Genomic DNA, 18150 nt, shown 5'->3' on the forward strand with positions numbered 1-18150 from the left:
TCTATATCAATACCGCGCGCGAAGGTCGTGCGGTAGCTTCTTGATTATATTCAAGTTTCATCGCGATTTAACACGAAATTTGCGATCAGCAACTGAAACCGTCGGATTTCCACCGCATAGTGATAGCAGTATGGAATGTTCCTTAGCTGTCCCCCCCGGCGCGCCCATCAGAAAATCTCGCGGATGTAGATCAGCGGCGTGGTTTTGTACACGCCGAAGGTGAGCCTGCCGGGGGTGGACGGCAGCCACACGGGCAGGTTGAGGGCGGCGTCGACGCTGCCGGTCTTGCCGGTCGGCGCCAGCTTGAACTTGAGCACGCCCTCCTTCATGTACGCCGTGCCGAGCGTGGCCTTGGGGTCCGGAAAGGGCGCGAGGCTATTGCAGCTCGTCATGTTGCCCTTGCATTGGGTGTAACTGAGCCGCAATTGGGCGCTGGCGACGCTGTGCGGCAAGGTCACCTGGCCGGAGCCGGCTTCCGGTGGCGGCGGGATGCTGATGGCGTCGCTGGCGCTGCCGACCCAGCGGCCGTTGGTGGCGGTGGTGCCGGTCCAGTATTGGGCGCGCATGGTCACCGCCAGCGGCAGCAATTCCGAACCGAAAGCGTTTTCGACCAGCATCCGCCCGCGCGCGATTTTCGTGCCGCCCTCGACCGACAAGCCCGCGCGGCCCGAGGTGACCAGGTCGGCGTCGCTGGCGCGCAGGTAGATATCGAGCGGCTCGTAGGTGATGGCGGCATAGTCGTAGCTCGGCCAGGTGGTGGCCACGCCCTGAATGAACACCGTCTGCGCATCGGTGATCGCACTGGGCGTGAGCGTGCCCTTGGTGGCCTGGGCCCCACCGCCCATCGTAGTGAACGGCAGCAGCTTGGGCGACTTGACGAACTTGCCCTGGTAGAACTTGGTGATCTGGCCGACGGCATTGAAGGCGCGCACGACGGTCTGGATCGGTTGCTTCGAATAATGCAGGCCAATATTGTTGCAGGCGAGCGGATGCGGCGCGGCGCAATACATGATGATCGGCACTTCGGTCTGGAAGTAGCCCGGATAAAAGCGGCCCAGCGCGATGCCGTTGCTGGTGACGTCGGCCGTATCGAGATAGGCCGACCCTTGCATGTGCGCGCGCACATTGATGATGCCGGCTTCGGCGAAGGTAAAGTTGGCACCGGTGGCGGTCCCGCCGCTGAACGGCGCAAACTCCCCTTCCACCTGGGGAAACGGATCGCCGTTCTCGACCGCCATGTCGGCGAACGCCAGCGTTTCCGAGGTGGGGTCGCCCGGATCGGCGTAGTTTTGCGAATCGATGGCGACCGTGGTGATCAGGTCGACCATCTGCGGCGTGGTTTCCCTGCCAAAATTGGGGGTCGGAAGGCCGTCGAAGTTTTGCGCGATCACATCGAGGGTGAAGCCGGCGCCGGCCTTCCAGAAGCGGCCGATATCGGCCGTCATCTTGGTCTGCTCGACCAGGCCGGCCGGATTGGCCAGCGGCGTGCTCAAGGCGAATTTGTACGGCCGCACGACGAACTGGCCGCTGGTGCTCACCTGCGCCAGCGCCGAGGCGGTCTCGGCCATCAGCAGTTCGACCTGGCCGACGTCCGAGTACACGAACGACACCGGCAGCGAAGTGGCCGTATTCGGATCGAAGCTCATTTGAATGGCTTGCCACTGGGTCGCGCTTTGCGGCGCGGACGCCCCGATGCACGCTTTCAGGGCAATGTTCTTGAGCTTGGCGACGCCGCCGGCCCCCGTGGTCGGGTTGACGCACTTCATCGAAAACTGCAGGGTCGGCGTGGTGCTGGGCGGCACCACGGTCTTGAAATTGAGGTCGAGCGCGGTGTTGTCGATCGCCGTGATGTAGACCGTGCCGTTCACCGCGGCCTGCTGGGTCGGCATGCTCAGGTAATTGCACTGGCCGACACTGCCGGGCGTGATGCCGGTCCGGCACGGTCCGTCGGTAAACACATACCTGGCGCTGGAAAAGCTGATGGTCTTGCTGGCGCTGTTGTTGGCCAGGTCGTTATCGAACTGCAAGCCGCCGACGCTGGCGTTGGCGGTCATGCTGCCCGGCGCGGTCAGGGCGATCCGGGTGCTGATGGTCAGGGCCGGCGCCACCTCGCCCACCGCCAGCTGCTCGGGCGAGACGCAGGTGACCACCTGGCCCGAGCGCGAGCAGGTCCAGTCGGTGCCGCCGGCCGAGATGAAATCTAGCCCGGTCGGCAAGGTGTGCTTGACGGTGATCGGGCCGGCGTCCGGCAAGGGTCCGTTGTTGCTCACCGCATGGATCAGGTTCATGACGCTGCCGCGCGCCGGCGTGCCGCTGGACGTGATCGCCAGCGACAGGTCGGCCACGTCGACGTTCGGCACCGAGACGATTTCGGCGTTGAGCAAGACCATGTCCTGGCCCGACTCGTACAGCATGGTGGCGGTGGTCTGGCCGGCGAACAGCTTGGGGCTGGCCAGCACGTAGGAATCGAAGTCGATGCCGTAGGAGGCGTTGTCGACAGCGGCGCCGATATTGCTGGTCGAATTGAACTGGTTGCCGGACGGATTGGCCGAATCGACCATCTCGGCGCCGTTGAACTTGAGGTTTTCGCCGCCGCCCGAGAGCGTGGTGTCGCCCTCCCAGGTCACGTGGGCGATGCGCCCGGTGGCCGTGCCGAGCGGCGATGGCGTCTTGAAGTTGCTCAGGTTCAGGTTGACTTTGATGTTGTCGGCGCCGTAGGTGCGGATGTACTGGAAACCCTCGTACAGATTGAGCACACGAAACGTTTCTCCGGGCGCCGGCACGGAGTAGATCGCCAGCAGCGAAAACCCGCCCAGCACGCCCTGCACCCCGCAATAGGTATTGCCATTGTCGATCGACAAGCCGCCGAAGGTATACGTGGCGTTGCGCTTGGCCGTGACCTGGGCGGTGACGTCGGCCGCGCCCGAAAAGTAGTTGTAGCCGATGGTGGCGGTGGTAAAGCGCCGGTTGCTCGCCGCGCTGACCGAGGCGCCGTCCAGCAGGACCGTGTAGTCGGGGGTGGAGCCCGATCCGGCCCAGTACAGATGGGCGCTGACGATCTTGGCGGTCGCCGGAATGCCGGCCAGGGTGGCGCTCAGCGTGCCGGTACTGATGGCGCACGGATTGTTGCTGTTTGAGCCAGTGCGCATGGTCTTCTGGACGCCGGTAAAGTTCAGGCGTCCGGCGTAGCTTTTGAACAGCGAAATCGGCGTATCGGCGCGCGCGGGCAGGCTCGCCAGCAGCAGGCCGGCCGCGCACAGGGTGCCCAGCGCCCCGTTCCACGATGATGAACAGCGCGGCCTCATGGTTCCTCCGCCGACGCGCTGAATTCGACGTGCACCACGCGTTGCACGTAATCGACGCTGTTGCTGGGATTCGGACAGCCGCCGCTGCCCGGACTGTTGCAGGCGGTGCTGCGCACGGTATAGCGGGCCTGCTGGGTCGCACTGTCGATGGTGCGCAGGCACACCACCGTCACCGTCATGCGCGCCAGGCCGCCGTCGCCCGGCAGCGCGAAGGTGCTGATGCTGGCCTCGCCCGAGGCCGCGGTGGTGCACGCCCCGTTCCCGCGCGTGACCTGGTACACGCCCCACTCGGTGCCGGCGCGCGCGGCCAGATAGGCGCGCGTACCCTGCACGTCCAGCATGGAACTGGTGTGCGCGGTGGTGGACAGGGTCACCATCGCCACCGCCAGGCCCGACAGCACCACCAGCAGGAAGATGGCGGTGACCAGGCTCACGCCGCGCATATGGCGCAAGGTCGGGCGGGCGATCATGGCGTATTGTCCACGTGCACTTGCTGCGTCATGCGGATCGGTCCATCGCGCCCGTCCGGCCGGCGCAAGGTCAAGCTCAGCCTCACCAGCGCCGCGCGCGTGTTGCCGATCAGGGTGTAATGGAATTCGCAGGACGCGACATTGGCCGCCAGCAGCGCCGGCGCGGCGCTCGGATAGCTGTTCTGGCTCGCATTGAAACCGTAGTTGGCGTGGCGCGCCAGCACCCCGTTGGCGCAGCTGTAGGTGACCGGCTGGCCGGTCACCTGGAAGCGGTGCATCGGATGGGCCATCGGCGGGTTCTGGACGGCGAACGGATTGGCCTTGAGCGTGACCACCTTGCTGGCGGCGTCGACCGCCGCCACCTCGGCGCGGTTGGTCGGCACGGCCGCGTACACGTTGGCGGCGTCGCCGCTGATCATCAGGTTGTTGACCACCACCAGGTCGCCGGCGGCGATTCGCTGCGGGCCGTCCTGCAGCGGCCCAAGCACGCGGAAAGTCAGGTCGGCCGGGTCGACGAAGTTCAGGTGGTCGCCGGCCGGATTGTTGGCCGGCACCAGCGTATCTTCGGCCGCCAGGTAGCGCCCGCCGGTCTTGGTCGGCACAAATTCGATGGCGTTGCCCGACACCCGTACCGTGTTCGGCAGGGCCAGGCGGATTTCGCGCACCATGCGCCGCACCGCCGTATCGGCCGTGTCGGCCAACTCGGCGCGGCCGGCGCTGTCGACATAACTTTGCACCGGCAGGCGCAGGAAGGTGGCGACGATGGCGCCCAGGATGCCGGTGATGACGATCACCACGATCGCTTCGATCAGGGTAAAGCCGTGCTGGCGGGGGCGCGTGCTCATGGCGGCGCATTCGGTGCGTAGCGCACGCGGTAGCCTTCCAGCACCACGCTTTCCACGTTGTTGAAATAGACGGCGATGCGGATCGCCAGCGCTTCGGTCTGCGGCACTTGCCGCCCCGCCGGGCCGAGGCCGCCGGTGGGAGAGACGGTCAGCATGACCGTATAGCCGGGCAAGGCGATGTCCTGGCCGGCGGCATCGCTCAGCCTGCCCGCATTGAGGAAGGCGGCGCTCGGGGTGCCGTAGGCGGCCACGTAATCGTTGACGTTGTCGAAGGGACGCGTGGCGCCGGCCTCGTTGCCGACGTTCTCGACCAGGCTGGCGCAGTTCTCGCCGCCCAGGGCCGGCGCCTTGGCCTCCTCGACCCTGGCGTCGGTCGCGTCGCAAAAGGTGAAGCGGGCCAGCTGGACTTCTTCCATCAAGCCTTCGGCCAGCATCAGCGCCTGCTTGCGCACCAGCGGATCGGCGCTGGTGCGGGTAGTCAGGTTCATGGCGCTGAGGATGCCGGTCAGGCCGACCCCGATGATCACCATGAAGATGATCAGTTCGACAAAGCTGATGCCGCGCTGGCGCGCCAGCGTGGGGCGATGCGGGCGTGAGGGCTCAATGTACATAGCCGGTCTCGGCTTCGACCACCAGGCTGGCGCTGTTGGCGCCGGCCTTGACCGTCATGCTCATTTTTGAAAAACCCGCCCCGCCCACGCCCGGACGGCCCAGCGAATCGAAAAAAAACATGGCGGTGGCGGGACTGGTGACGTAGCTCACGCCGCCCAAGGCGCCTTCGCAGGCCCAGCTGGCGGACTGGTCGCAGCGGTTCAGGGTGGTTTTTTCGCCGCTGTTGCTGCCGGAAGCGGCCGGCACGCGCTGGTTGACCGGACAGGCGGCGGCGTCGGCGAAGCACAGCGCCACGCTGGCGCCGTCGAGGCGCACGAAGACGGGACGGTTCTGGGCCACGGCCACTTTCTGGCCATAGCGGATCAGGGATTTTGCCTGCTCGGTGAAGGCGGGCGCGTCATACCCGGCGCGGTCGAACCAGCGGGCCGCCGCGGCGGCGCCGAGGATGCCGACGATCACCATCACGGTGATCAGCTCAACCAGCGTGAAGCCTTGCTGGCCGCTGCGCTGGCGTGGGACCTGGTTGCTCATGGGGGTGTTGCAGGATGGACTGGCGCGATGGGTTGCGGCCGTGGCCGCGCTACCCATGCTGCGATGCGCCAGTCGGTCAGTCACGCTCGGCGACTGCTTAGCAGGACGTCACAACCGCGGTGATCTTCGGTGGGGTCGGGTCGGCGCCAGCGGCGCCGGCGACTGCCGCCTTGTACAGCGCGTAGCAGTTCAAGCCTTTCGGGGTACCTTTCACGCTCGTTGGCACCACCGCCACGTCGCCGGCGGCGAGCGTCGGGGAGTTGGTGCCGCCGCCGACAGCGGTGATGAGTTCGTAGTCGTTGGCGCTCAGGCCGGCCGCTTCCAGCAGCTTGGCGTCGCCGACCGGATAGCCGTTGGCCACATTCACAACCACGCCTTCGAGTGACACGGTGGCGGTCGGGTTGATCAGGAACTTGCCGTGCACCATGGCCGACACCGCTTCCAGCGAACCCTTGGCCGCCTTCATGGTGGCGCCGCGGGCGTCGCCGCCGAGGTCGGCGAATTTCGGCAAGGCGGTGGCCGCCAGGATGCCGAGGATGACGATGACAACGATCAGTTCGATCAGGGTGAAACCAGCTTGGGTGGCGTGGCGGAACTTACCGATGGATTGCATTTTCATGTGAATCTCCAATTCGTTTTAAGCAGTGAACAATGAGGTGCGTAACAGAAACACGAGTACCGTATTCTTTAACGGCGGTTTATCTATTAACTTGAGTAAGGGCAACGGTCCGTGCATCTGGCGTACCACTCTGCTTGGCGGGGATTGTGGGCAAGCGAGTTAATTCTACCTTGAAACTTATGCGCTTCGCGGTGCCTTGTGGAAATTTCTTTTCCCTGCTTATCAAGTACACCAGCGTTTTCGTCTTGCGGTCGAAATACCAGTTGCCCGGCGCGACCTGCTCCGGGGTGGGCGTGAAATATTCGCCGGCATAATTGCGCGGTTTTTCGGCGAGCAAGTCGATCGGGTTTTTCCCGGCCAGCGAGGCGATCTCCGACTCTTTCCCACGCACCCGCAACTGGCCGACCTTCAACACCAGCGCGGTGCGCAGCACCCCGGCGAGCTGCTCGACGGCGGCCAGTTCGGCCCGTTCGCGATAGTCCAGCAAGCGTTGTAAAAGCACCCCCGTGAGTATCGCCACCACCACCGCGCACACCGCCAGTTCCAGCAGCGAAAAGCCACGCGCATTTGACAACGTTGATGGGGTGGCAATCTGTCTCATTTATGCAAAGCGGCTTTGCCCAGGTCCCAGATCGGCAGGAAAATGCCGAGCGCCAGCACCAGCACCATCGCCCCCAGGAACACGATCATGATCGGCTCGATCTGGGCCGACAAGGTTTTCAGTTCGTAATCGACCTCGCGCTCGTACATTTGACCGATTTCATCCATCAGGTCGTCGAGCGAGCCGGTTTCTTCGCCCACGGCGATCATCTGCAGCACGATCGGCGTGAACACCCCGGCCGCCACCGCCGTGCGCAAGATGCTCTCGCCCCGCTCGACCCCATCGCGCATTGCTTCCACGCGCGAGGCCAGGTAAGCGTTGTCGACCGTTTGCGAGACCACCGTGAGCGCCTGCACCATCGGCACCCCGCTCTTCATCGACAGCGCGAAACTGCGCGCAAAGCGCGCCATGGTGCCTTTCAGGACGATCTTGCCGGCGATCGGGAGGCGCAGGCGCACCCGGTCCCACCACATGCGCCCTTCCACCGAGTTGATATACGTGCGCCAGCCGAAAAAAGCCATCAGCGAGCCCACCAGCAGCGCCGGCCAGAAGCGCACCATGAAGTTCGAGCTGCCGATCAGGATGCGGGTCATCAGCGGCAGTTGCGAATTGAAGCTTTCGAACACCTTCACGAACTGGGGAATGACGAAAATGTTCACCACGATCATCGCCAGCAGCATCGCGATCATGACAAAGGTCGGATAGCGGGTAGCGGTCTTGACCCGTTCGCGCATGTCGCGGTCGAATTCCAGATGGTCGAACAGGCGCAGGAACACGTCTTCCAGGCGCCCGGTCATCTCGCCCACGCGCACCATCGACAGGTAAAAGTTCGAAAACACGGTCGGATGGCGGCGCATCGCGGCCGACAGTTCGCGCCCGGAGTCGAGCGACTCGCGCAAGTCCTTGATGACCTTGCCGAACGACTTGCTGATGGCCGATTCCTGCAGCCCGGCCAGGCCGCGCATGATCGGCACGCCCGACTTGAGCAGGGTGTACAGTTGACGGCTGAACAACTGGACGTCCATCGAAGTGACTTTTTTCTCGAACAGGCGCTCGAAAAAGCCTTCCTCGACGCCGCTGGTGACGGCGCGGCTGGTCTGGGTGATATCGAGCGGGGTGACGCCGTTGCCGAACAACTGGTCGGCCACGGCCCCGCTGTCGGCGCCTTCCAGCACGCCTTGCATCAGCTCGCCTTTGGCATTACGTCCCTTGTAGGCGAAAAACGGCACGGTTTATTCCTCGATCTGATTACTGATGCGCATCGCTTCGGACACCGTGGTGCGGCCCTGGACGGCCAGTTGCACGGCGTGGCGGCGCAAGGTTTCGCCCTGCATTTCGGCGTGCGCGGCCTTGAGGAAGTGGGCCGGGTCGGGATGGTTGGCGGCGTCCACCACGGCGGACGTCATTTCCAGCAGCTCGTACACGCCGGTCCGGCCGCGGTAGCCCATGCCGTTGCAATGCGAGCAGCCTTTGCCGTGATAGAACTGGGTGGTCTCGGCCAGCTCGCGCAGTTCGGCGCGCAGCCATTGGCGCTCAAGCGGCGTGGCTTCATAGGTGGTGCTGCAACTTTCGCAGATCACCCGCACCAGGCGCTGCGCCAGCACCGCTTGCAGGGAACTGCCCACCATGTAGCGCGGCACGCCCATGTCCATCAGGCGCAGCGGGGTGCTGGCGGCGTCGTTGGTGTGCAGGGTCGAGAGCACCAGGTGACCCGTCATCGCGGCGCGCAGGCCGATCTGGGCGGTTTCCTGGTCGCGCATCTCGCCCACCAGGACGATGTCGGGATCCTGGCGCAGCGCCGAGCGCAGCACGCGCGCGAACGAGAGCTCGATCTTGTCGTTGACCTGCACCTGGTTAATGCCGGGCAAGCGGTACTCGACCGGGTCTTCGACCGTGATCAGCTTTTTCTCGACAGAATTGAGTTCCGACAAGGCGCTGTACAAGGTGGTGGTCTTGCCGCTACCGGTCGGGCCGGTGACCAGCACCAGGCCGTTGGGGCGCTGCACGATGGCGCGGAATTTTTCGACCAGGCGCGCCGGCATGCCGATCGCGTCCAGGCGCAGGGTGGTGCCGCCCTGGTTCAGGAGCCGCATGACCACCGATTCGCCGTACTGGGTCGGCATGGTCGAAATCCGCACGTCGATGCGCTGCTGCTTGACCTTGACGGCGAAGCGACCGTCTTGCGGCAAGCGCTTTTCGGAAATGTCGAGGTCGGACATGAGTTTCAGGCGCAGCGCCAGCGGCGTGGCAATCTTGATATCGGCCTCGGTTTGCAGGTGCAGCACGCCGTCGATGCGGAAACGGATTTGCAGCCGGGTTTCCTGCGGTTCGATGTGGATGTCCGAAGCGCGCACCTGGGTGGCGTCGTCGAACACCGATTGCAGCAGCTTGACGATGGGCGCTTCTTCCAGGCCCGGATTGGCGGCCAGGGTGCCGAAGTCGACGAACGTGTCGCCCAGGTCCTGTTCGAGTTCGCGCGCGAAGTCGGTGATCTCGTCGGTGCGGCGGTAGATGCGGTCGATCGCGGCCAGCACTTCGGTCTCGTTGACCACGGCCAGTTCGATATTGCGTTTGACCAGGCGCGCGATCTCGTCGTAGGCGAACAGGTCGGTCGGATCGGACATGCCGATCAGCAGGACGCCGCGGCGGTCTTCCAGGGCGATGGCGCGAAAGCGCCGGGCCTGGGTTTCCGGCAACTGGCGCACGATGTCCGGATTGGTGTTGTAAAACTTGAGGTTAATGTAGGGAATGTCGAGCTGCTTGGCGAGCGCGCCCGAAATTTGTTCCTCGGTGACGAAGCCGTTTTCGATGAACACGCGGCCGAGTTTGCGGCCGGTGCGCTTTTGGTCTTGCAACGCCGCACCCAATTGCTCTTCGGATAACAGCTTTTGCTGGACGAGGATTTCGCCGAGGCGGACTTTTTCTGGCCGTGCCATGAAGACCCTTGTTGAATGCTTGTCGAGAGAATAAGACGGCGGCTGCGCCTGTTGCCCACCGCACTTAGCGCCGTCATTCCCGCGCAGGCGGGAATGACGGTTGTAGAGTTAGCGGCATTTGCATCCGCGCGCGCAAAACCGTCGAACTATTCTATTCCAGAAACACTCGTTTTTTACAATCGCAATGATTTTGTGTCGTACTAACGTGCAACCATTGTGCATGCGATACTGAATAGGCTACAGTCGGAGCCTCGTCCCCTGCTCAACCTTGCCAAACTCGCCAACATTGCCAACATGAGCACACCCGCGCTGCGCTTTCGCCAGCTAGTCAAACGCTACGCCGGCACGCCGGTGCTGGAAGGTATCGACCTCGACATCGCGCCCGGGGAATGCGTGGGCCTGGTCGGCGTCAACGGCGCCGGAAAAACCAGCCTGCTCAAATGCCTGTTCGATTTCGTGCGGGTCGACAGCGGCAGCATCGACATCTTCGGCCGCAGCCACCGCGAACCCGGCGCGCGCGGCGCGCTGGCCTTCCTGCCCGAACGCTTCATGCCGCCCTATTACCTCAGCGGCGCCGAATTCCTCGCCTACATGGCCAAACTGCACGGCAATCGCTACGACAGCGCCGAGGCCCGCGCCATGCTCGACGCGCTCGAGCTCGACCACGCTGCCCTCGCCATGCCCGCACGCAAGCAATCGAAAGGCATGACCCAAAAGCTCGGCCTGGCCGCCTGCTTCCTGGCCAACAAACAAGCCTACGTGCTCGACGAACCCATGAGCGGCCTCGACCCCAAGGCGCGCGCCCGCCTGAAAGAGCGCCTGCAACACGCGCGCTCCCAGGGCGCCACCGTGTTTTTCAGCTCGCACGCGCTGGCCGACATCGAGGAACTGTGCGACCGCATGGCCATCCTGCACGGCGGCCGGCTGCGCTTCATCGGCACCCCGGCGGCCTGCCGCGCCGCCTACCACGCGGCCACGCTGGAACAGGCCTTTCTCGCATGCGTGAATTGAACAAGATGTATCACAAGCATTTCGGCCTGCACCAGTCGCCCTTCGGCATCACGCCCAACCCGGCCTTCTTCTACGCGGGCAACACGCGCGGCGAGATCCTGGACGCCCTGCTCTACGCGGTCGAGCACGGCGAAGGCATCATCAAGGTGACCGGTGAAGTAGGCAGCGGAAAAACCATGCTGTGCCGCATGCTGGAAAACCAGTTGCCCAAGCACATAGACGTGATCTACCTGGCCAATCCGACCCTGAAAAACACCGAGGTCGCCTACGCCATCGCCGGCGAACTCGAACTCGACGTGAGCGGCAAGCGCATCGACGAAGTCACGCGCATGCTGCAAGCGGACCTGATCGCCCGCCACAGCGCCGGCAAGCAGGTGGTGCTGCTGGTCGAGGAAGCCCAGGCCATGCCCCTGGAAACGCTGGAAGAAGTGCGCCTGTTCTCGAACCTGGAAACGGCGCGCCACAAGCTGCTGCAAATCGTGCTGTTCGGACAACCCGAGCTCGACGCGCACCTGAACCTGGCCAGCATGCGCCAGTTCAAGGAACGCATCACCCACAATTTCGTGGTGCCGGCCATGCCGCCCGATGTGATTGCCGACTTCCTCGCATTCCGCCTGCATGCGGCCGGCTACAACGGCCCGGCCGTGTTCAGCGCCGCCGCCGCCAGGCACATCGCGCGCGTGTCGCAAGGCATCGTCCGCCGCATTAACATTCTGGCGGACAAAGCCCTGATGGCGGCCTACATCGACGAGTCCGACCGGGTCGAAGCGCGCCACGCCAAGGCGGCAATCGCCGACTGCGCCTTTGCCAGCCCAAACAGGGCCGGCGGCAAGACGCTGGCAATGGCAGTTGTCGGCATGACCACGCTATCGTTGCTGGCGTGGCTTGTTTCGCGCAGCATCTTCTTCCATTAGACGTGCGGCAATTGCCCCACGCTTACTTTTCCGCCATTATTGTGCCTTGGCACTCAAGAGCGCACCAATGACCCTGAAAAAACCTGTTTTTCCGCTGAGCACTGTCGGCAGCGCCATTGTCTGCGTCGTCTTGAGCGCGTGCGCCACGCCCACCATGACCGCTTCGCCCTCGCATGTGACGGAAACGCCGCGCGCCGCCGGCCGCATTCCCGATCCGGTGCTGCACAGCGCGCCGCTGCCGCCGCCCAAAGCCACGCCCAAGGTCGACACCTACAGCGTGACGGTGCACAAGGTGCCGGTGCAGTCGCTGCTGTTCGCGCTGGCGCGCGACGCCCGCCTGAACGTGGACATCCACCCCGGCATTGAAGGCACGGTCACCCTGAACGCGCTCGACCAGACCCTGCCGCAATTGCTTACCCGCATCGCGCGCCAGATCGACATGCGCTACGAGATCGACGGCGCCACCCTGAGCGTGCTGCCGGACACGCCGGTGTGGCGTAATTACAAGGTCGATTATGTGAACATGGCGCGCAGCACCAACAGCAGCGTCAACATCGCCACCCAGATTTCGACCGCCGGCGGCGGTTCGAGTTCCCCGACCCTGACCAACGCCAACGGCAGCACCAGCGGCGGCGCGGCGGCGGGCAATACCGGGTCGGGCAACAACAATTCGACCACCTCGGTCACCAACCGCTCGGAAAACAACTTCTGGGGCAGCCTGGAAAAGAATATCCGCGACATGCTGCGCGAAACGACGCTGGGCGACGCACCGAGCACGATCTCGTCGGCGCCGCCGCCAGCGGTGCAGGCGGCGCCAGGCGCGGCCCCGGTCGCGCCCAATCAACAAGCGCAGGCGACCCAGCCCGTGCCCGTGCCCGTGCCCGACAATGTGCTGGCCGCCTTCAACGCCTCATCAAGCGAGCGCCAGCGCAACGCGCCGTCGGTGATCGTCAACGCCGAAGCGGGTTTACTGGCCGTGCGCGCCAGCGGCCGCCAGCACGAAAAAATCCAGCAATTCCTCGACATCGTGCTCGGCAGCGCCAAGCGCCAGGTGCTGATCGAAGCGACCATCATCGAAGTGCGCCTGTCCGACCAGTATCAGCAAGGCATCAACTGGAGCCGCGTGCGCGACGGCGTCTCGGGCGGCCTGTCTCTCGCGCAAAGGCAGGTCGGCACCGCGCCGCTGTCGTCGAACGTGGTGGTGGGCGCCACGCCCGGCATCTTCGCCCTCAATTACGTCAATCCGACCTCGGCGCTGGGCAACATCACCGCCGCGATCCAGTTGCTCGAATCGTTCGGCAAGGTCAAGGTGTTGTCCAGCCCCAAGATCAGCGTGCTGAACAACCAGACCGCGATGCTGAAGGTGGTCGACAACAACGTCTTCTTCACCATCAAGGTCACGCCCGCCGTGATTGGCGTGAACGGCAACGTGACCACCCCGGCCACCTACGAATCGCGGCTCGAGACGGTGCCGGTCGGCTTTGTCATGAGCGTCACGCCGCAGATTGCCGACAACGACGAAGTCACGCTCAACGTGCGCCCGACCATCACCCGCATCGTCGACTACGTGCAAGACCCGAATCCGGCCCTGGCCGCCGAAAAAGTGACCAGCCGGGTGCCGGTGATCCAGGCGCGCGAAATTGAATCCATCCTCAAGGTCTACAGCGGCGATATTTCCGTGCTGGGCGGGCTGATGCAGGACTCGGTCGACAACGCCAAGGACGCCGTGCCGGGCGCGGGCCAAGTGCCGATCTTCGGCAAGCTGTTCTCGTACCGTAACGAAAAAGTCAGCAAGACCGAACTGGTGATCTTCATCCGTCCCGTGGTGGTCAAGAACGCCAGCGTGAATGGCGACTACAAGGATTACCGTTACCTGCTGCCGGACACCACCGGCGCCGCCTCTGAGCCGTACTCCGAACCCGTGCGCGTAAAGGTGAACTGACATGAGCCTGTTGATGCAGGCGCTCAAGAAAGCCGAGCGCGCCAAGCAAAACCATGTTCCCGACGAGGAACTGGCCAAGCCGTCCGAAGCCTACGACGAAGTGCTGGCGCTCACGCCGCAGGAGGACGCCAGGGCCGCCGAGCCGCTGACCCTGTCGCCGCTGGACGCCGGGCCGGCCGAAGCTTCGGCTAGCGCGCCGGCTAGCGCGTCGGCTAGCGCGTCGGCTGCCGCGTCGGCTGCCGCGCCGGTTACCGCGCGCACCGGGCCGGCCATCGACTTCGCCCCCGAGGCGCCGCGCATGGCCACGCCCGATCCCCAGGCCGAACCGCCGCGCCGCTCGCGCAACGCCCCGCCGCCAGCGCCGCCCCGGGTCAAGGCCCAGAAGCGCGCCATGGCGGCGCGCATGGACGCGCGCACCATCCGCATTGCGGTGCTTGGCAGCATCGCCGTGCTGATTGCCGCCGTGTTCGGCTATATCTACTGGCACGCCGTGTACGGCCCCGGTTCCAGCCGCGGCTTGCCGATGGTGCCGATGCCGGGCCAGAACCAGCCGCTGGCAAGCGCTCCCGACGCCGCCGTGGCCGGCGTGCCCGTGCTTGCCGTCCAAGCCGGCGTGGAAGCGCCAGCGTCCCAGCCGGTCCAGGCGTATGCGCCGCCAACGCCGGCGCCCTCCTCGCGCGAGCAGATGCCGCCGGATGAAGCGATGCGCCTGGCACAACTGCAACAGCAGGCGCCGCCGCAAGCCGCCGCGCCCGCGCCAGTACCTAACAGCGCCAGTGCCCGCACCGTTGCGGCGGCCGATACGAGCGGCATCCGCGTGGCCCGGGTTGCCAAGCCGGAGCAAGTGAACCCCTCGCTCCAGAACGGCTTTACGGCCTACAACAACGGCGACCTGCCGGCCGCGCGCCAGAGCTACCAGTCCGTGCTGCGGCAAGACCCGAACAACCGCGACGCCCTGCTCGGCATGGCCGCGCTCGCCGCGCGCGACAACCAGGCCGAGCAAGCCGCCGGCATCTACGCGCGCCTGCTCGAGCTCGATCCGAACGACAACGACGCGCTGGCCGGCCTGTCCAGCGTGCGCCAGGGCGACCCCGGCCAGTCCGAAGGGCGCCTGCGCCGCATGGTCGAGCGCAATCCCGAATCCGGCCCCTTGCTGTTCGCGCTCGGTAACCTGTACGCGCGCCAGGGCCGCTGGCCGGAAGCCCAGCAGCACTACTTCCGCGCCTATTCAGCCAACCCGAACAACGCCGACTACGCCTTCAACCTGGCCATTGGGCTGGACCGCCTGAACCAGGGCAAGCTGGCATTGACGTACTACCAGCGCGCGCTGGAGCTGGCGCCGCGCGGCGCCGTCAATTTCGAGCGCGACGCGGCGGCCACGCGCGCGCGCGAACTGGGCGCGCAAGTGGGCGGACCATAAGCGCATGACGGAACACGCAAAATTCCCCCTCGGTAAACTGCTGATCCAGAAAGGGGTCATCAGCGAAGACCAGCTGCGGATCGCCCTCATCGAGCAAAAACGCTCAAGCGAGCCGCTCGGCAAACTGCTCATCACGCTCGGTTTCGTCACCGAAGCGACGGTGCGCGAAGCGCTGTCCGAAAACCTGAACCAGCAAAGCGCCGACCTCACCAGCCTGGTGGTCGACGCCATCGCCTTGAAACTGATCCCGAAAGACGTGGCCAAGCGCTACCGCGTCTTCCCGATCGTGTACGAGCGCGATACCGACAACCTGATCCTGGCAATGGCCGACACCAGCAACATCGTCGCGCTCGACCAGATCAGCGCCATGCTGGTCAAGGGCATCACGATCGAGGCCATGCTGGTCAACGAATCGGACATCACGCGCGCCATCGACCAGTACTACGGCTTCGAACTGTCGATCGACGGCATCTTGCTGGAGATTGAAACCGGCGAAGTCAATTACGCCGCCATGGCCGCCACCACCGACGAATACAGCCAGCCGATGGTGCGCCTGATGGACGCGCTGCTGGCCGACGCGGTGCAGAACGGCGCCTCCGACATCCACTTCGAGCCGGAGCAGAGTTTCCTGCGCATCCGCTACCGCATCGACGGCATCCTGCGCCAGATCCGCAGCCTGCACAAGTCGTACTGGCCGGCGATGGCGGTGCGCCTGAAGGTGATGAGCAACATGAACATCGCCGAATCGCGCGCGCCGCAGGACGGGCGCATCTCGATCAAGTTTTCGGGCCGCCAGATCGACTTTCGCGCCTCCGCGCAACCGACCACCCACGGCGAAAATTTTGTCCTGCGCGTGCTCGATCGCCAGAAAGGCCTGGTGCCGCTGGACGGCCTGGGACTGGGCGAAGACGAACTGCACTTATTGAAACTGATGATCGCGCGCCCGCACGGCGTGATCCTGGTGACCGGGCCGACCGGCAGCGGCAAGACCACCACCCTGTACTCGATCCTGAACCACATCAACACCGAGAGCGTGAACATCATGACCTTGGAAGACCCGGTCGAGTACCCGATGAACATGATCCGCCAGACCTCGATCAACGAATCGGCCAAGATGGGCTTCGCCGAAGGCATCCGCTCGATGATGCGGCAGGACCCGGACATCATCCTGGTCGGCGAAGTGCGCGACAAGGAGACCGCCGAGATGGCGTTTTCGGCCGCCATGACCGGGCACCAGGTGTACACCACGCTGCACACCAATTCGGCCATCGGCTCGGTCTCGCGCCTGCTCGACATCGGCATCCTGCCCGACATCATGGCCGGGAACATCATCGGCATCATCGCCCAGCGCCTGGTGCGGCGCCTGTGCCAGTCATGCAAGACCGGGGCGATCGCGGACGCGACCGAGCGGCGCCTGCTTGGCCTGGGCCAGGAAGACCCGCCGGCCACCATCTGCCAGGCGGCCGGCTGCGAAGCCTGCGGCCACCAGGGCTACAAGGGCCGCATGGCGATCATGGAACTGCTCAAGGTGAACGCCGACATCGACGAAGCCATCGCCCGCCGCGCCTCGCTGCGCGAACTGAAAGAGACGGCGCGCGCCGCCGGCTTCCGCTCGCTGGTGGACGACGGCGTGCGCCGCGTGCTGGAGGGCGCCACCTCGCTCGACGAAGTGGCGCGCGTGGTCGACCTGACCGACAGGCTGGCCTGATGCCGCTGTACGCCTACCGCGCAATGGACCTGGCCGGCCAGATGGTGCCCGGCGCCATGGACGCGACCAACAGCGCCGACCTGGAACTGCGCCTGCGCCGCATGGATCTGGACCTGATCGACTTTCGCGTGGCGGGCCAGAGGGCGGTCGCTTTCGGCAAGCGCGTGGTGCGGCGCACGGACCTGATCAACTTCTGCTTCCACATGGAGCAGTTGACCGCCGCCGGCGTGCCGATCCTCGACGGCCTGGGCGACCTGCGCGACTCGCTCGACCACCCGCGCTTTCGCGAGATCGTCACCGACCTGATCGAGTCGATCGAAGGCGGCTTGACCCTGTCCGAAGCGCTGCGCCACCACGACGAAGTGTTCGACAACACCTTCACCAGCCTGATTACGGCGGGCGAATCGAGCGGCAAGCTGGCCGAGGTATTCCGCAACCTGTCGGAAAGCCTGAAATGGCAGGATGAACTGGCCGCCCAGACCAAGAAAATCATCACCTACCCGATCGTGGTCGCGGTGGTGGTGCTGGCCGTGACCTTCTTCCTGATGATCGTGCTGGTGCCGCAACTGACCTCCTTCATCAAGAACATGGGTGGCGAGCTGCCGTTCCATACCAGGGCGCTGATCGCGGTATCGAATGTGTTCATCCACTACTGGACCATCTTGCTCGCCCTGCCGCTGCTGGCCTGGTTCGGGGGGCGCGCGTGGCTGCGCCGCAGCGACAGCGCGCGCATGCTGGCCGACGGGCTCAAACTGCGCCTGCCGCTGATCGGCCCCGTGCTGCACAAGATCATCCTGGCGCGCTTCGCCACCTTTTTCGGGCTGATGTACGGCTCCGGCATCACCATCCTCGAATGCATCCGCCTGTCCGAAGGCATTGTCGCCAACCGCGTGGTGGCGGCCGGCCTGCAACGCGCGGCGCATTTGATCTCGGATGGCCAGAGCGTGACCCTGGCGTTCCAGAACAGCGGCATCTTTCCGCCGCTGGTGCTGCGCATGCTGCGGGTGGGCGAGTCCACCGGCTCGCTCGAGAGCGCGCTGCGCAACGTCAGCTACTTCTATAATCGCGAAGTGAAGGAAATGATCGAGCGCGTGCAGTCGCTGATCGAACCGGCCATGACGGTCACGCTTGGCCTGCTGCTCGGATGGATCATGCTGTCCGTGCTGGGACCGATCTACGACACCATGAGCCAGTTGAAAACCTAAGGACGGGTGTGCTGCCTAAACAATTATTCTA

At 64.8% G+C, this 18150-nt stretch carries 15 protein-coding genes; 6 read left to right on the top strand and 9 right to left on the bottom strand.

Going from position 1 to position 18150, the window contains the following annotated elements; all coding sequences use genetic code 11:
* Positions 1–167: 167 nt before the first annotated feature.
* The 9 genes from F2P46_RS03575 to F2P46_RS03615 form a co-directional block, all read right to left on the bottom strand.
* Positions 168–3305, bottom strand: a complete 3138-nt coding sequence (locus tag F2P46_RS03575; protein WP_166885261.1) for a DUF11 domain-containing protein — start codon at positions 3303–3305, stop codon at positions 168–170.
* Positions 3302–3775, bottom strand: a complete 474-nt coding sequence (locus F2P46_RS03580) for a pilus assembly PilX N-terminal domain-containing protein (protein WP_166885263.1) — start codon at positions 3773–3775, stop codon at positions 3302–3304. Before F2P46_RS03580 ends, F2P46_RS03575 begins: the two co-directional genes overlap by 4 nt.
* Positions 3772–4620, bottom strand: a complete 849-nt coding sequence (locus F2P46_RS03585; RefSeq protein ID WP_166885265.1) for a type II secretion system protein — start codon at positions 4618–4620, stop codon at positions 3772–3774. The genes F2P46_RS03580 and F2P46_RS03585 overlap by 4 nt, the downstream gene beginning before the upstream one ends.
* A complete protein-coding gene (locus tag F2P46_RS03590; protein ID WP_166885267.1) occupies positions 4617–5231 on the bottom strand; it encodes a type II secretion system protein in 615 nt (204 codons plus the stop codon). The genes F2P46_RS03585 and F2P46_RS03590 overlap by 4 nt, the downstream gene beginning before the upstream one ends.
* A complete protein-coding gene (locus F2P46_RS03595; RefSeq protein ID WP_166885269.1) occupies positions 5221–5763 on the bottom strand; it encodes a type II secretion system protein in 543 nt (180 codons plus the stop codon). Before F2P46_RS03595 ends, F2P46_RS03590 begins: the two co-directional genes overlap by 11 nt.
* Before the next feature lie 97 nt (positions 5764–5860).
* Positions 5861–6382 carry a type II secretion system protein gene (locus F2P46_RS38515; RefSeq protein WP_166885271.1) on the bottom strand — a complete coding sequence of 174 codons (522 nt, stop codon included), beginning with the start codon at positions 6380–6382 and terminating at the stop codon, positions 5861–5863.
* A 79-nt stretch (positions 6383–6461) separates the two neighbouring features.
* On the bottom strand, positions 6462–6983 hold the full coding sequence (locus F2P46_RS03605; RefSeq protein ID WP_166885273.1) for a prepilin-type N-terminal cleavage/methylation domain-containing protein: 522 nt from the start codon (positions 6981–6983) through the stop codon (positions 6462–6464).
* Positions 6980–8212: a type II secretion system F family protein gene (locus tag F2P46_RS03610; protein WP_166885275.1), complete on the bottom strand. Its 1233-nt coding sequence runs from the start codon at positions 8210–8212 to the stop codon at positions 6980–6982. Before F2P46_RS03610 ends, F2P46_RS03605 begins: the two co-directional genes overlap by 4 nt.
* Before the next feature lie 3 nt (positions 8213–8215).
* Entirely contained in the window at positions 8216–9919 is a 1704-nt protein-coding gene (locus F2P46_RS03615) for a GspE/PulE family protein (protein ID WP_166885277.1), read from the bottom strand.
* A 294-nt stretch (positions 9920–10213) separates the two neighbouring features.
* Between F2P46_RS03615 and F2P46_RS03620 the strand changes: the two genes are divergently transcribed.
* The 6 genes from F2P46_RS03620 to F2P46_RS03645 all read left to right on the top strand — a co-directional run bounded on the left by F2P46_RS03620 (position 10214) and on the right by F2P46_RS03645 (position 18119).
* A complete protein-coding gene (locus F2P46_RS03620; protein WP_166885279.1) occupies positions 10214–10930 on the top strand; it encodes an ABC transporter ATP-binding protein in 717 nt (238 codons plus the stop codon).
* On the top strand, positions 10918–11844 hold the full coding sequence (locus F2P46_RS03625; RefSeq protein ID WP_229509004.1) for an AAA family ATPase: 927 nt from the start codon (positions 10918–10920) through the stop codon (positions 11842–11844). Before F2P46_RS03620 ends, F2P46_RS03625 begins: the two co-directional genes overlap by 13 nt.
* Before the next feature lie 67 nt (positions 11845–11911).
* On the top strand, positions 11912–13786 hold the full coding sequence (gene mshL, locus F2P46_RS03630) for a pilus (MSHA type) biogenesis protein MshL (RefSeq protein ID WP_166885282.1): 1875 nt from the start codon (positions 11912–11914) through the stop codon (positions 13784–13786).
* Position 13787: 1 nt separating this feature from the next.
* Positions 13788–15206, top strand: a complete 1419-nt coding sequence (locus F2P46_RS03635) for a tetratricopeptide repeat protein (RefSeq protein WP_166885284.1) — start codon at positions 13788–13790, stop codon at positions 15204–15206.
* Between the two features lie 4 nt (positions 15207–15210).
* On the top strand, positions 15211–16914 hold the full coding sequence (locus F2P46_RS03640) for an ATPase, T2SS/T4P/T4SS family (RefSeq protein ID WP_166885285.1): 1704 nt from the start codon (positions 15211–15213) through the stop codon (positions 16912–16914).
* Complete coding sequence (locus F2P46_RS03645) at positions 16914–18119, top strand: type II secretion system F family protein (RefSeq protein ID WP_166885287.1); 1206 nt, start codon at positions 16914–16916, stop codon at positions 18117–18119. The genes F2P46_RS03640 and F2P46_RS03645 overlap by 1 nt, the downstream gene beginning before the upstream one ends.
* The last annotated feature ends 31 nt before the right edge of the window (positions 18120–18150 follow it).

The sequence above is a fragment of the Massilia sp. CCM 8734 genome, assembly GCF_011682155.1.
Lineage (GTDB): Bacteria > Pseudomonadota > Gammaproteobacteria > Burkholderiales > Burkholderiaceae_D > Telluria_A > Telluria_A rubra.